10 protein-coding genes are annotated in these 16,032 nt (G+C 36.8%); 5 read left to right on the forward strand and 5 right to left on the reverse strand.

The annotated features are described in order from the left end of the window. The first annotated feature begins 10 nt into the window (after positions 1 to 10). Both B0169_RS17210 and dolP read left to right on the forward strand, forming a co-directional pair. Positions 11 to 601, forward strand: a complete 591-nt coding sequence (locus tag B0169_RS17210; RefSeq protein WP_077288143.1) for a phosphoheptose isomerase — start codon at positions 11 to 13, stop codon at positions 599 to 601. Between the two features lies 1 nt (position 602). Then, positions 603 to 1,175 carry a division/outer membrane stress-associated lipid-binding lipoprotein gene (dolP, locus tag B0169_RS17215; protein WP_077288144.1) on the forward strand — a complete coding sequence of 191 codons (573 nt, stop codon included), beginning with the start codon at positions 603 to 605 and terminating at the stop codon, positions 1,173 to 1,175. Between the two features lie 186 nt (positions 1,176 to 1,361). On the opposite strand, the gene mrcB is transcribed toward dolP, so the two are convergent. Beyond that, positions 1,362 to 3,734: a penicillin-binding protein 1B gene (gene mrcB / locus B0169_RS17220; protein ID WP_077288145.1), complete on the reverse strand. Its 2,373-nt coding sequence runs from the start codon at positions 3,732 to 3,734 to the stop codon at positions 1,362 to 1,364. 240 nt (positions 3,735 to 3,974) lie between these two features. Between mrcB and miaA the strand changes: the two genes are divergently transcribed. Further along, the gene (gene miaA, locus B0169_RS17225; protein ID WP_077288146.1) at positions 3,975 to 4,889 is read left to right on the forward strand and encodes a tRNA (adenosine(37)-N6)-dimethylallyltransferase MiaA; all 915 of its coding nucleotides are present in this window, start codon (positions 3,975 to 3,977) and stop codon (positions 4,887 to 4,889) included. Between the two features lie 186 nt (positions 4,890 to 5,075). Here the strand turns inward: miaA and B0169_RS17230 are convergent, their stop codons facing one another. The 3 genes from B0169_RS17230 to exaC all read right to left on the reverse strand — a co-directional run bounded on the left by B0169_RS17230 (position 5,076) and on the right by exaC (position 9,085). Next, positions 5,076 to 6,485, reverse strand: coding sequence for a superoxide dismutase family protein (locus tag B0169_RS17230; RefSeq protein WP_077288147.1), 1,410 nt, complete (start codon positions 6,483 to 6,485; stop codon positions 5,076 to 5,078). Between the two features lie 79 nt (positions 6,486 to 6,564). Beyond that, entirely contained in the window at positions 6,565 to 7,161 is a 597-nt protein-coding gene (locus tag B0169_RS17235; protein ID WP_077288148.1) for a PEP-CTERM sorting domain-containing protein, read from the reverse strand. 403 nt (positions 7,162 to 7,564) lie between these two features. Next, the gene (gene exaC, locus B0169_RS17240; protein ID WP_077288149.1) at positions 7,565 to 9,085 is read right to left on the reverse strand and encodes an acetaldehyde dehydrogenase ExaC; all 1,521 of its coding nucleotides are present in this window, start codon (positions 9,083 to 9,085) and stop codon (positions 7,565 to 7,567) included. A gap of 127 nt (positions 9,086 to 9,212) precedes the next feature. On the opposite strand from exaC, the gene B0169_RS17245 reads away from it, so the two are divergent. Beyond that, positions 9,213 to 10,127 (forward strand): helix-turn-helix domain-containing protein, encoded by a 915-nt coding sequence (locus tag B0169_RS17245; protein WP_328589031.1) that lies wholly within the window; start codon positions 9,213 to 9,215, stop codon positions 10,125 to 10,127. A 263-nt stretch (positions 10,128 to 10,390) separates the two neighbouring features. On the opposite strand, the gene B0169_RS17250 is transcribed toward B0169_RS17245, so the two are convergent. Further along, positions 10,391 to 13,108: a TrlF family AAA-like ATPase gene (locus tag B0169_RS17250; protein WP_077288151.1), complete on the reverse strand. Its 2,718-nt coding sequence runs from the start codon at positions 13,106 to 13,108 to the stop codon at positions 10,391 to 10,393. A 128-nt stretch (positions 13,109 to 13,236) separates the two neighbouring features. On the opposite strand from B0169_RS17250, the gene B0169_RS17255 reads away from it, so the two are divergent. Further along, the gene (locus B0169_RS17255) at positions 13,237 to 15,501 is read left to right on the forward strand and encodes a DUF6402 family protein (RefSeq protein WP_077288152.1); all 2,265 of its coding nucleotides are present in this window, start codon (positions 13,237 to 13,239) and stop codon (positions 15,499 to 15,501) included. Positions 15,502 to 16,032: the final 531 nt, after the last annotated feature.

Here is a 16,032-nt window from a genome sequence, read left to right on the forward strand (position 1 = left end):
TAATTCCACTATGTTAGAACGGATAAAAAGTAATTTTACCGAGAGCATACAAACAAAGATTGCCGCCAGCGAATTATTGGCAGGACCAATAGAGCAAGCAGGCATGACCATGGTACAAAGCCTATTAGCCGGCAATAAAATATTAGCCTGTGGCAATGGTGGCTCAGCGGGTGATGCACAGCATTTCTCTGCTGAATTATTAAATCGTTACGAAACCGAGCGACCGCCATTACCAGCAATAGCACTAACAACTGACAGCTCAACCATTACCTCTATTGGTAACGACTATCATTTTGATGAAATTTTTTCTAAGCAAGTACGCGCACTAGGTAACAATGGTGATGTGTTACTGGCTATTTCAACTAGCGGTAATTCACGTAACGTTATTAAAGCTATTGAGACGGCAGTATCACGCGATATGCCGATTATTGCCTTAACGGGTGGTGATGGTGGCGATATTGCCGGACTATTAGGTGAAAATGATGTTGAAATTCGTGTTCCTTCTAGCCGTACTGCACGTATTCAAGAAGTTCATTTAGTGGTTATTCATTGCTTATGTGACATTATAGATACTACATTATTTCCGCAATCTGAGGGTTAATATGTCGATAAAATCAATTATCAGCACACTTGCTTTAGCCGCCCTACTGCAAGGCTGTGTCGCAGCGGCTGTTGTTGGTGTGGTCGGTGGTGCTAGTGTCGCTGCCGATAACCGCTCTTTGGGTAACCAAATAGACGATCAGAAAATTGAACTCGATGCCCATGCCAAAATAGCTAAAAGCGAAGCTTTGGATAACAATACTAATTTGCACATTATTAGCGTTAATGGCAGCGTGTTAGTTATTGGGCAAGCACCAAACAGTTATTTACGCGACCAGGCGATAAAAGCGATCAATGAAGTACATGGCATTAACCAATTGCATAACCAAATTCGTGTCAGTAATACGACATCTTTCACCACAAAAACTAATGACATTTGGTTAACTTCAAAAGTAAAAGCCGCCTTATTTGGTAACGATGAACTCGATGCGACCAATATTAAAGTTGTGACAGAGAATGGCGAAGTATTTTTAATGGGCTTAGTAACAAAAGCACAGGCTGATATTGCAGTAGATATTACACGAAATGTTGGCGGGGTTAATCGCGTATTTAAAATTTTTGAATATGTAGAATAACCGGTTTTATACCGCATTAACTTGACCATTATAAAAAAAGCAAATCATTGGATTTGCTTTTTTTTACATCATCAGTTTTTTACATCACCAATTTTTTAATGTTAAAAACTAACGCCAGCACTCCCCTCTTAACCTAATAGCTTAAATAAAAGCTCTAGCTACGCTCATTGCACGAAGTGCGGGAAGTTAGTCACTAAAGAGCCTTTCAAGCCAAGACTTTTTCTTCTGCTGATGTGGGTCTTGTTCACACTCAGTTTCATAAATCAAACCTGTAGTCACCGCTGGTAGTAATTGCGAATTATCGCAGGCTTCTTGCACAGCTCGGCCACTTTTATTATCAAAGCGTACTAACTCTACACTGGCTGGCATAGTGACTTGTCGACTTTGCGTGTTAATTTTATTCATAAAATCAGCAAATAATACCAGTGCACCGCTACTACCGGTTAATTTTGTGGGTTTGTTATCATCTCGACCTAACCAAGCAGTTACTAAGGTATTATTATCATAGCCAACAAACCAGCTGTCTCTTTGATCATTAGTCGTGCCAGTTTTTCCTGCAACATCAATACCTTTAAGACGCCAAGTTAACGAGCGAGCGGTACCTGATGTTGTCACTTTATGTAATGCAAAATCGAGCAAGTAAGCCGCCTGGGTAGAAATAATTTGCTGCTCTCCCTCTTGAAATTGCCATAAAGTTTCACCACGCGCACTCACTATGTGCGCTATTGCATGTGGTTTTTCAGCAACACCATGATTAGCAATCGGCATATAAAGTTGGCTTATTTGTAGCGGCGACATATTTAAGGCCCCCAACAACATAGAAGGGCGAGTTACAATATCGTCTTGATAACCCAATAAGTGTATCGCTTGTGCAACCTTGTCTAAGCCCAATGTCATTCCGAGGTTTACCGTCGGCACATTAAGGCTTGAAACTAACGCGTCAATTAAATGCACTTGGCCACGATATTTACCATCATAATTTTTAGGCTGCCATGCTTGCCCGCCTCCATTAGCCAGTGTGATCGCTTTGTCTTCAATAATACTGGCTAAATTAAAGCGCTGATAACGCTCCAACGCGGCAAGAAATACCGCAGGCTTAATTAAAGAGCCAACAGGTCGTTGAGCATGTAGCGCTCGGTTAAATCCTGCATAGCCAGCTTCTTTACCACCTGCTAATGCTCGAATACCACCTGACTTTACATCTGAGATCACCATAGCAACCTGCAATTCAGAGCCTGACTTTTCTTCTAAACTCGGTAATTGCTGATCAATACTAGCTTGCAAGGCTAACTGTTGATTAATAGAGAATCGGGTAAATACTCGCACACCTGATTGTTGCTGGTATTCTGATAAATGTCGTGATAATTCGGCTTTAACTAATTGGAGATAAGCCGGAAACTTTTGCTGCTGTACTCGACGTTTTTTTCTGATCGATAAAGGCGACTCTACTGCCTGTTCAAACTCTTGCCGAGAAATGATTTCTTCTTGATACATTAAGCGCAAAACCAGATCACGTCGTTTAATGGTACGCTCAGGAAAACGCCAAGGGTCATAGTAACTCGGGCCCTTAACTTGGCCAATAATCATTGCCATTTGTTCAGAGTTAAGTGATTGGATAGACTTACCAAAGTAGAAATCTGCCGCTAAGCCAAAGCCATAAATACCATTCGCATAATGTTGCCCTAGGTACACTTCATTAATATAGGCCTCTAACAGCTGATCTTTACTGTATCGATACTCCAAAATGAGCGCCATGATAGCTTCATTTGCTTTACGCCATAAGGTTTTATCTCTGGTTAAGAACATATTTTTAACCAGTTGCTGCGTTAAGGTGCTACCACCTTGCACCGTCCGACCTGCTCTTAAATTCTGGTAAAGTGCCCGTAAAATACCGAAGGGAGAAACACCATAATGAAAATAAAAATCTCGATCTTCGATAAGTAATAAGGTATCCAACAACTTTTCCGGCACGGTTTGTAAAGACACTAACACGCGATCTTCTTTGCTTTCAGGTAGAATTCTATCCAATAGCAACGGCTCTAACCGTAACTGCGCAACATGTTCATTACCGCGATATAAAGCACGCACTTTACCGTTAGCAAGGTCAATAGTAATTTTTTGCGCGGCTTCAATACCATCACCAAAATCAAAAGCACGGCGATAAATAATTGCGCGACTTGTGGATAAAGCAAACTCACCGGGGCGTTGAGCATCGGTTACTTTTTTATAACGATTGGCGATTAAAGCTTGTTTTAAATTACTCAGTGATAACTGGCTACCAATAGTATATTCTTCAATAGCACCGTACACCTGCACAGGTACTTGCCAGCGTTGCCCCTCAAACTTATCACGCACCTTACCATCAAGATAAATACTGTAAATAAACAAGATAAAGGTTAATAAAACGGTTATTTTAACCGTAAACCAAAGTGACCAACGCAACAGTCTTTTTACGCGACTATCGGCGACTTCCTCAAGTACTTTTGCTTTTTTAGCCTGTTTGGGCTGAGTTTTTCGAGTTTTTTTTGCTGGTGTTTGAGAAGTTTTATTTGCCGCCATCTTTGATTAAATTGCCTCTAAGCTACATGGAAAATCGTAATAAAAAACGAGCTAACACTATACCACTAATGATATCTTTTAATGGCTAAAATTAACCAAAAACATCACAAGCCACAAGCATAGTGAGAAATTTAACGATATAATTCAGGCTTTATTTTAGCTCATACCAACAGAACTAATAACTTGCTTACTTTGCAAGACTAAATTAATTTACTTGGTATCAATCTCCATAGGTTCTTTATGTCAGCTTTTAACATGTTAGTGGTACTTGGTTCAACAGCATCAGGTAAAACCAAACTGGCAGTCGCATTGGCCCAAATGCTAAATGGTGAAATTATTTCAGCTGACTCTCGGCAAGTTTACCGTGGTTTAGACATTGGTAGCGGTAAAGATTTAGATGAATACCAAGATATTAAACATCACTTAATTGATATTGTAGATCCTGGCTATGAATATAATATTTTCGATTTTCAACAAAACGTCATCGACGCTTACCAAGAAATCAAAAATAAAAATAAGTTGGCTATTATGGCTGGCGGCTCAGCACTTTATGTTGACTCTATACTCAAAGGCTATCGACTCATTGAAGTGCCAGAGAACATAGCGCTTAGAGCTTCATTAGCAACGCTTTCTCATGACGACTTAGTCAATAAATTACAGCAACTTAAGCCAAACTTGCATAATACCACCGATCTTATCGATCGTGATCGACTCGTGCGCGCAATTGAAATAGCACAAGGCGAACATGACGCTCAAGGTAGTCATAATGATTTCCCCGACTTAAAACCACTGATATTTGCTATAAGGTGGCCAAGAGAGGTTATTCGCCAGCGTATTACTGAACGTTTAAAGGTTCGAATGGAACAGGGACTCATTGAGGAAGTAGCACAACTACACGCACAAGGTGTTAGTTGGGAAACCTTATATTTTTATGGCTTAGAATATCGTTTTATAGCCCAACACTTACAAGGCCAACTAAGTAAAAACGATTGTTTTCAGAAACTCAATTCAGCCATTCATCAATTCTCGAAAAAACAAGATACGTGGCTACGTAGACTAGAACGTAATGGGACGAATATACATTGGCTAGATGGTGATAAAGATGTGCTTGCCCAAGCAGTGAAAATAATCGCTAATTATAGTAAATCAGCTTAACTTCTGTACGGTGTAAAATTTAAAAAACTTAATATTGGCTAAGCGCTTTCATCATGGCACTTCTTTGATAGTTATTTACTTTGAGCTTAACTAGGCCGTTAGTGTTATTGCTATCTTCACCTGAAAACAGCAATATATAATCCATCACCTCAATAGAAAGCTGAGTTATACACTAATCTACTTTTATTATTTTGCCACACCACAAGCAATTCTTAAATTGGCATCTTTTGTAGCTAATGCATGAATCATAAATGACCGTCCTTTGATTTCATTAAGAGTTAATTGTGGCGCAAAAAAAGCGACGTCGGCAATAAGTTGCTTATCAAAGACAATATTTGGCAGATCGCCAGCAGGAGAGCCATGGTGTTGGTGTCCCATATAATGGCCTTTCGCCATTCCTCCCGCTACATTTTCACCATCGACAACAACATTATCACACGTGCCTTCTTGATGAACATGAAAGCCATGCCCCCCAGGCGCTAAACCTGACAATACTGGTTTAATAACAATACCTTTTGATAATTCAATAATATCAATACGACCTATCGACTCACCTACACCTTTATGATCAATTTTATGCATAGGAAAAGTAATAGTCGCAGCCTTTGATGCTGCAATGAGCTTTATTAGTTCATTTTGCTCACTTGGAAAGACCCCTTTACTGATAGCAGAATTAGCAAAATTAACCGCCTCACTATTCTTATCTAACGCTAACTTTACCTTGGCTAAGTAATAATCAAAATGGCCATTATTCGTTAACTCATTCTGTATCCCATGCAATGTTTCGAGGGCTTGTTGGTAATCACCTTGATAAAATGATTTCACGCCTTTGATATATAGCCGATAGGCCTCTGATTGTGCACTTTTCTGCCATATTGAAACATCTGCGTTAGAATCAATTTTCAAAGTATTAATTGCTGAGGCTATATTGGCATCATTATGCCCTGGCATTAATGCTAATACCTTTGCATAGTAGGTTAACGCCTGAGCTGACTTACTCTCTTCATCATAAGTAGCTGCAATTCTATAGAGTAAATCAGTATTACTTTCATGGTATCGTTCAGCGGAGAGTAGTGCTTGCAACGAGCCTTTATGCACATTCAATCCGTGCCCTTCTCCATCATGATTCATCTGAGATAACATTAACCAGTATTTTAATTCTTGTGGTGACAATGCTGTCGCTTTCACCATATCAGCAATCGCTAGCTCACTTTTTCCTTCTTGCCATTGCAACACCGAAGACATAAAAAACGCTTTACCGTTATTTGGAAAGCGTTTCTTTAAAGTCTGTAATTGTTGTAATGCTTGTTGCTTGTTTTCTAAAAAAGCTAGCAGCGACACATAGAAAAATTGAATTTTTACTGATTGTGGTGCTTTTAATGCAGATGCTTTAGCTAATTCAATCGCTTCAATATTTTTTTTATTGGCTAACAACGCTTCAACTTTGCTGCTTAAATCTTGTAAAAACTGTCGTTCATTAACAATTTCATTACTCGCATTTTTAATTATATCTGTCGGTGATACATTAATTATATCCGCCAAAGCCGTGTTGCTTAAAAAAATGAGAGTAACGAATAGTAGTCTAAAAAAATTCACGTAATGTTCCTTGTTTAGCAATAAAATTATCAATAAAAAAAGGTGGTTTAAAACCACCTTTTTTTATATTAACGTTGATTTATTTTTTAATAAACCGACGCCCAAATAATCCTAATGTACCAAGTAACATTATACCTAAAGTTGTTGGTTCAGGCACGTCAACGACTTGAGTTATATCAAATTGAAGCTGACCGTCAAAAGACGTATTACCACTACCACTAACATAACAACAATCGTTAGCGCTGACATTAACCAAGTATGATTGTGATGCATCAAAATTAGCAATACTAAAGTCTAAAACAGCACTATAGCGAGCTGCATCACTAGTATCATTGACAAAGTGGGTATTTATTTGCCCAACCCCAAAGCCTGCCGTCTCAATAGCATTTAAGTCGGTTATACCATCAAATAAAATGGTAAAATTACCTGGGTTAGACAATGAGCCTGTGCCTGTTGCTAATGAGGCTGAAATTGATGCGCCATAGGTAGTGTCCCATGAACTGCCTCTCCACATCCAACCATCAGCACCAAAATACTCTTGATATAGAACACTAAAATTACCAGTGCCATCACTACTAACTAATGTAATGTTAATGCCTAGTTGATCAATATGTGCCGCATTTGCTGAAATATTTAAGCCAAACAGCATAAATAGACCTAAAATAATTTTTTTCATACTTACTTCCTTTTATTGCTCAATTTAATCATTTTTTTCACTAAAATATGCAAAAATCAAACCAACAAATAAAAGCAATATAAAAACAGTCACTTAAAAATCATCATTAATAATACCCCAAAAGTATGTAAAAGTATTTGACACTAAATCACAATTATAAGCTTATGTATTTATGATGAATAAATCTCCTTCAGCCATTAATCCCTTGCTAAATGGTAATAAATATGACTTTATCCAATCCATGAAAGTAATTGCGTAATCGAATCAGTGAATCGTTAGGTTTTAAGACAAGGAAGATGAACACTCATTGCATCTCCCATGAATATCGGTAACTTTCTTGAGTTAATTAAGCAAACATGACCCAAGAGGTTATGTTTGCTAAGGAAGGCTTTAAGCTAATATACTAGAAAAAACCTAACGGATTCACATCATAGCTCACCAATAAGTTTTTGGTTTGCTGGTAATGCTCTAACGCCATTTTGTGTGTTTCACGGCCAACACCTGATTTTTTATAGCCACCGAATGCAGCATGTGCTGGATACATATGATAACAGTTAGTCCACACCCGTCCGGCTTGTATTTTACGCCCCATACGATAGGCTAAATTCATATCACGTGTCCAAACCCCCGCACCTAAACCAAACTCAGAGCTATTGGCTAACTCAAGTACTTGCGCCTCATCTTTAAAAGTTGAAAGCGAGATCACCGGACCAAAAATTTCTTCTTGGAATACTCGCATATCATTAGTGCCTTTTAATAAGGTTGGCTGAATATAAAAACCGTTTTTATGCTCGCCCGTTAGCGCTTCAACTTCACCGCCAAGTAGAACTTCAGCCCCTTCATCACGACCAATATCGATATAACGCATAATTTTTTCAAACTGCTCTTGAGATGCTTGTGCGCCAACCATGGTTTCGGTATCAAGAGGATTACCTCGCACAATTGCTTTTGAACGTTCGATGACTTTCTCAATAAATTGAGGGTAAATATCTTCATGAACAAATACCCGTGATGGGCAGGTACAAACTTCACCTTGGTTAAAATACGCTAATACCATCCCCTCAATGCACTTACTCAGGTATTCATCTTCATGATCCATAACATCTTTAAAGAATATATTCGGTGACTTACCGCCTAGCTCAACGGTTGAAGGAATAATATTTTCAGCTGCGCATTTTAAAATATGCGAGCCTACCGGTGTTGATCCCGTAAAGGCTATTTTAGCAATACGTTTACTCGTTGCTAGCGCTTGGCCTGCTTCTTTACCAAAGCCATTAACAATATTTAATACGCCTGCAGGCAATAAATCACCTATCAGCTCAGCTAACACTAAAATTGATGCTGGCGTTTGCTCTGCTGGTTTGAGTATCACACAATTACCTGCAGCTAATGCTGGAGCCAATTTCCAAGCGGCCATAAGTATAGGGAAGTTCCACGGAATAATTTGCCCAACCACACCCAAAGGTTCATGAAATTGATAAGAAACGGTATTTTCATCAATATCACCAATCGATCCCTCTTGCGAGCGCAAACAACCAGCAAAGTATCTAAAATGATCAGCCGCTAGAGGAATATCAGCAGCTAAGGTTTCTCGTACGGCTTTACCATTATCCCAAGTTTCAGCTACTGACAAATAAGTTAAGTTCTGCTCAATACGATCCGCAATTTTCAATAAAATATTTGAACGGTCAGTAACTGATGTTGTACCCCACTCGTCTTTAACTTGATGGGCTGCGTCTAACGCCAGCTCAATGTCTTTATGGTTTGAGCGTGGTATTTGACAAAATACCTGACCATTTACTGGGCTAATATTATCAAAATACTGACCATCACATGGCTCAAGCCACTGACCACCAATATAGTTTCCATAGCGTGATTTAAAATTAATAACTGCGTCTTCTGTCCCCGGTGCTGCATATATCATATGACTTTCCTTTTGTTGTATTTATAATCATTTCTGATTACCTTAGTCATGTTGAAAATTTAAACTATGCTATTAATTCAAAAAAGTTGACTGCCAGTACTAAAATAAAGATAAAAATAGGGGCGAGATGATGATTAAGGAAACGCTAGCAACACAACGTAAAAACCCAAAAGTGTTAGTTGAAAATAAAATCAGCTTTGCAGGTCCTGATACTGAACTGAGTATTTATGATACTTTTGAACAGGCACAGCGTGTTCGGTTGGCATCTGATCAACTGCTATTTTGCGGTATGGTGTCAGGTAAAAAAGTAATGCACGATGATTATGCTAGCTATGAAAGCGAATTCCTTCCGCATGAATCTTTTGTTATGGCACCCAATCACAGCGTTGAAATTGACTTTCCAGATGCACAATTAGACCAACCAACAACCTGCTTAGCTATTGAAATATCCCATGAGCGGATCGGTAAAATAGTTAACCACATTGAGCAACAGGCACCATTAGATAAAAGCTATGGTCAATGGCAATACCATCATCACTTAGTACATACTCACCATAACGCTCAAACGCAAGGCTTACTGAATCGCATCGTACAAATTTATACTGAAAATCATCAAGATCGAAACTACATGATTGATTTGGCAATATCTGAATTAACTATTCGTTTACTGCGTCACCAGACACGTGATTTAATTATTGCTTATAGTGAGCAAACGCCTGATCACAACGGTTTAAATGCCGCAGTTAATTATATAAACCAGAACTTAGCAGCAAACTTGAACATAGATGAGTTATGTAAGTTAGCCTGCATGAGCCGCACGAAGTTCTTTCATCAATTTAGAGTGCACTTAGGCTGTACACCTGGCGTTTATCAACAACAAACTCGATTAAAAAAAGCGGCAATGATGATAAAACAAGGTCAGCAGATCACCCGTGTTTGTTTTGAGTTAGGCTATAATAATCCGAGTCATTTTAGTCGCTGCTTCAAACAATTTTTTAACCTTAGCCCTAGTACTTTTAAGCGCCACCACTTAAGCAGTTAAACAGCAACGTTTATGCTTTGATATGACGCTTGGTTTTCCTAGTTGCTTGTGCATTAGCTGGGTCATCAGGCCAAAAATGTTTGGCTACATATAACTTTTCAAGATTGACAAACATACTACACCCTTTATTCTATTGGCTTACAACAAAGATAGGGGTTAAAATCATTGACAGTCAACCATTGACGATAACATTGACACATTTATATTATTATAAATGTAAGATTGACACTTTTTATCCTGAACTTTACGTATATTTATAATAACTAAACTAAAGCTTGTATCCCATATTTACGCTCACGTTTTTCAAAAGCGTAACTACCACCTTCTAAAATATTACAGATACTTGCTTTTGTCCCTACGCCATTTACTACACTGCCATCTTCTAATGCGCCAGATTCATAGCTAATAACTTCGCCTTCATTACTTGCAACAATAATCTGTTCCGCATCAGTATTTACTACGAGATTGGCATTATGAGTAACTATTATAACCTGACGATATTTTTTAATTTTACTAAACAACGGAACCAACTGCCCCATTATAAAGTCATTATCCAAATCATCTTCTGGTTGGTCAAAAACAAATGGGCTACCAAATGGATCTGTTGCTAACTTCAAGCAAACATAAAACGTACCTCGTTGACCAACACTAAGCTTATCAACCGTTTTACCTTTGTATTCAAATTCAGCATTAACATATAGGTAGTTTTTAATACTGTCAGGTGAGAATAAATAGTTTAGTAGTTCAAACCTTCCCCCCTGATTAAAGTATTCAGATTTCCAGAATAAATCTTCGATAGCTATTTTATTTTGCTGACCTTGAGCGTCAACATCACCTTCACATTCAATTTGTTGATTACCATTTATCAAATTAAAGAAATCATCAATATCTTTTATCGCAAACATTTCTTCTAAACGTTTTGCCGTGGTTTGACTTTGTGTAGCTCTAAATTTCCCTCTATTTAAGCAACCTTCAAGCCCTTCATAAAAGCTCTTATCATCAAAGATTATATTACCGTTGATAGTTATATCAGCAAGCATTGAAGCAACAAGAGCGTTTTGATCTTCATTCCAATGCGCTTTATCAACTTTTAAAGACTGAAATTTATCATCTATTTTTAACTTTTCTGCATTTAAATAGTCACGATATGTCAAAGCCAAATTAGCCCTAGTTTGAACATAGTCCTGATATTGCTGTGTCCTTAATTGTATTTCTTGTAATTTTGCATCGGCAGTATCAATAGCCAACTGGTATTCGGATATTTTATCTAATAAAGAAGATATATCTTGATTAATGCCTTGTTGCTGAAAGGCTGAAACAATAGCTAAGTTATTCGTTTGCAACTGAGCAATTTCACCTTCAAATTGTGAAATGTTGGCGGTAATTTTTTGATCAGTTGCTGTTGTTATTACCAACGGCACATGATTCGGTACTAGTAACTTTTGATTAATTCCACCCAAACTTGAATTAATTTCTTGTATTGACCTTACGATAACAGCTTGAACTTCTTTCAACTCATTAATAACCGTTTGCTTTTCATTTACTAACTTCAAATTATTTTGATATTGCTCTATATGCTGCTGGTTTTGTGGATTAGTAATAGTTGCCATTAACTTAGTAAACTTTGCTTTAATGGCATTTTGGTGTTCTGGTGTGTTCAACCTATTACCATCAGCATCAGATAATTCCCAATACTGCACAAAGCTTCTATATTTACCGATATTTTCAGTAATGGCATTAGTGGTCACAGTATTAAAGTTAACACCATGAATTCCTAACATTCGTTTGATTTCATCACTTAATTTACTTGGTTCTTGGCTAAAGTTCTGAATATCTCCCTGAGATACATGCAAGTATGAATAAGTATCATCTTTAGAGTTAAAAACCAGTTCTGTTCCATCACCTTGATCAAAAGTAATTCTCAAGCTATTAACATCAACGCTTCGAGCATTATTGAATACTGCTTGATGATTAAACATTGAATGCATTGAATCTAGAAACAAGCTTTTTCCAGTACCACGCCCACCAATAATGGCAACCATATTAGGGTTTAATGGAATAGTTTGCGGTTGGAATTTAATTGCTTGACCATTAAAAATTTCACCGTCTAACTGAATAGAAGTAAATTTAGGTTTAATAAACGTTTTTTCAATGAAGTCATCGGTTTGTTGAACTCTTGCTTCAGGTTCAATTAATGCCTGCCTTAACCCTTCAAATGTCGGCTTTGCCTTCACCCATGTATAGTTTTCACCAACAGAAAATCGACCATTTTGTGGATCGCTTATAAAACCATGTGCATCTGAACAACAAAAAACAGGCTTAGGAACTGCACCTTCATATCGTGCTAAATAGTGCAAAAAGAAGTCTCTGTCTTCCTTTCGACCTAATAATAGTTGACCTTTTTTCTCTATTTCTATCGCAACCTTAAGAGACCTATTTTCCGCAACATCAGGTCTAAAGCCTCCATAACCATTTGGACAAACAGCTATTAAATAATCGACACCAAAACGAAAGCTTTTTTTCATGTGTTCAATAAGCTTATCAAAATCAACAATAACATCTGATGGTTGTATGCCATTTTGAGCGAATGAACTATTACAGCAATAAATTGCTTGTTGAAAACCACCTGTATTAGCAACTTCAAATCGTGCTAGAGCTTCATTAATTTGAACAGTGGTAACATGCTCGGCAAAAATACAGTGAACATTTATCCATTCACCATCTTTATTAGGTTGAGTAATCCTGAATTCAATATTACCCAAGACTGTAATCGAAGAATTCTTTCTAACTATTTCCTCACGAATAATTTCAAGTTCATTATCAGCAAAGTAAAAATAATTGGTAACACCAACAAGGGATATTTGATTGGCAATTAGTGCATCAACATAATTTTCAATTGTTGCGCCATTAAATTGATTATTTTGATGTGAAAGAGGTGAATGAACATGTAAATCCCACTTGTTCCATATAGATCCGATCATGGTGAGTTCCCTGTTGCCTTAGTTAATTCATTTCAATAAAAGAAATTATTATAAATCAATATATAGCAATACTTAAATAAGATATATTAAACCTAAGAGTTCTATTTAAATAAATACAAGGAACGTACATGATACGAATATTCTTACTTTCTTTTCTATATATACTCATCACTGGATGCAGTAAAAACGAAGATATACAATCAAGTATTCAGGATGAAACCTTAATAGAAGAGGGCGTTACTACTGAAATAAATGAAGAACAATACCTTAACGGACGATTTATTGACTCGTTAGTCGATGGACTTAGTTATAAAACTGAAAGCTACGAAGGAGTTACCATCGATGGTACGTTTAAATATCAACAAGGCGAAACGATAACATTTAATGTTGCAGGATTAGATATAGGAACAGTACATGGAAGTTCATTAATTACCCCCTTAGATTTTGATAATCCCTTGAATTTAGGTAGAATATTACAAACATTAGATGATGATGCTAACACAGATAATGGTATATATATTAATGAAGCAATACAAAACTCACAACAACTTACGGGAGAAGGGTCTGTATATATAGAGGCATTAGATGAAAACCAAAGTGAAATATTAGATTTAACGGGGTTAACATCGGCAGGAACTCGCTCATTAGTGTCCAAAAACGATGCTCAGGAGCATTTATATAGAAACATAGCTTATGCAAAAATAGCACAATATGTGACTAATGATGCTCCATATGAGGCTTCAACTCAACTAAACCACGGATATAATCAACCATATAGTTCTGAGCTAAGAAGCTTATTTCCTGCTCTTCCTTATATGAATGCAGGGATTGATATTATTATTCCTACATCAACCGATATTCTATCGTTATCTGATGGCGTAGTAACTAGAGTCAAGCAAAGTATTGGAGCCATATTCATTAAGCCAAACCACCAAAACGGAACTCTCGTATATATGCACTTATCCGAGATTCATGTACAAAAAGGAGATACGGTTACGCAAGGAACTATTATAGGCAAGAGTGGGAGTACAGGGACAAACTCCGAATACCTTCATTTAGAATGGATAAAAGATTCAACGTATCTAGAAAACGACCCCGAACCAGACTCACCAAAAGAAATTAGTGTTTATAATCAAGGTATTGAATACGATACAAGTGATGTCACATACGATCTTAAAAATTTCAGTAACCCTTTATCTGAAGGTGAAGCTGCTAACCTTGTAGGTACATGGGTATTATCTGTTAATAACATTCCAGATACATGGAATGGCTCAATATATGAGGTATTGCGAGTTAACGGTAATAACTCTAACTTCTCAACTACATTATCGATAGAATCAGACTGCGGAAAATTAACAGCTACATCCCAAGCTGATGTCAGCTTAGAAATAGAGAATCAAGAATTAAAAGTCACTTTTGAAGAACCTTTAGAAGAGAGTTATGTTTCATGCGATGACGATGGCTCTTGGGTGCGAAGTGTATCATATCCAGAAAACACGTTCTTACACTATAAAATATCAAAATCCATTTCTAGTGAATTAACATTAATAGATACAGGCTGTAGCTTTACTTTGTACAACGGTAATGAGCCTACTTGTGTTGTTGAAAATCAATCATTTTATAAAGAGTCTTCTAACTCCACTAAAAATATATCCGTTGAAGAAATCCCAATACTAATGGAACTTAAAGGTTGGTCATACGCAAGCATGTTACTATCTCATTGGTTCGATGGTGAAGGAAAAAATATAATATCACCATTAAGTAATATTACTGACATAAGCACAGAAACTTCCGAGTATATTAATGAACTTGAAGAGATAGCGACTAACAAAAGTTTCTTAACCAACGGAATTAAGCAAAATTTAATTAAAGAACTTGGAAGGATAACTAACGAAGATAATCTATCGATTCTAAAGCATGGAGGTAGTTTTGATTTTATCAGTTCTGAATTAGAAATTGCAGGCGATAGCTACCAAAGTTACAGGTGGGAATTAGATAACTTGCATTTTGTTAGCGAACACAAAATAGAGCCTTCTGTTCATCCTTTAACAGAAGAAGTGGCTGCATTGAATAGATATGCTGTTAGAATATTATTGAAAGGTCATGTTGAAGTTAATACTAACTCGACTGAAATTAAAGTGAATGAGGCAGGTATATATGTTAAAGACTCTTTTGACATGATAGGTAAACAGCATTTAGGCTGCTGGAGTCATGAGTCGCCTTATGTAAAAACAACCTCCTTTCTTTCCCCATTGTCGTTCGAATGTATTGGTAATTCAGACTTTAGAAAGTATAAATTAGAGAATAATTTGAATGATGCTGGTGATTATTTAATTTATACTGACCCTATGGAAAAAAAGATCACTATTTCAGAGTCGTTCAGTGTTGAATAACTGATAATGTATTAGCTAATTACAATAATTGTAATTAGCTAATATAAGCTTTAGAAAAACTTTATCAAAGAGGTAGCTAAACTTCTCTATCGCTCTTTTCATTCATACAACGAGTATATGATTGTCAGCTTGGAATAGAAAAAACGTACCACCTATAAAAACACAAGCCATTGTTTTATATACCAATAAACCAGCAGATTTTAGGTCTTTGAAAAATAGAAATAAAAAACAATATTTTTTCTGTCAACAACCTGCTTTTATTCCAATAACCATATCTATCATAAGCAACTACAATATTAGATTTAGAGATGAATGTTTTGCTAACATACTAAAAATTATGAGTAGGATTTAGCTAACACCTATAATTTTATATTTTAACCGAACAATAAAAAGATTATATTCTGCCTAATGGTGATTGTAGCAATTTAACCTTTTGTGGACTTCCCATAGTTTGCTAGACACCTAATGAGTTACATTGTAACTTCTAAAAAGAGGTGTTTTATGAGCAAAGGCAAACGGTATACCCAAGAA

The sequence above is a fragment of the Cognaticolwellia aestuarii genome, from assembly GCF_002000025.1.
GTDB lineage: Bacteria > Pseudomonadota > Gammaproteobacteria > Enterobacterales > Alteromonadaceae > Cognaticolwellia > Cognaticolwellia aestuarii.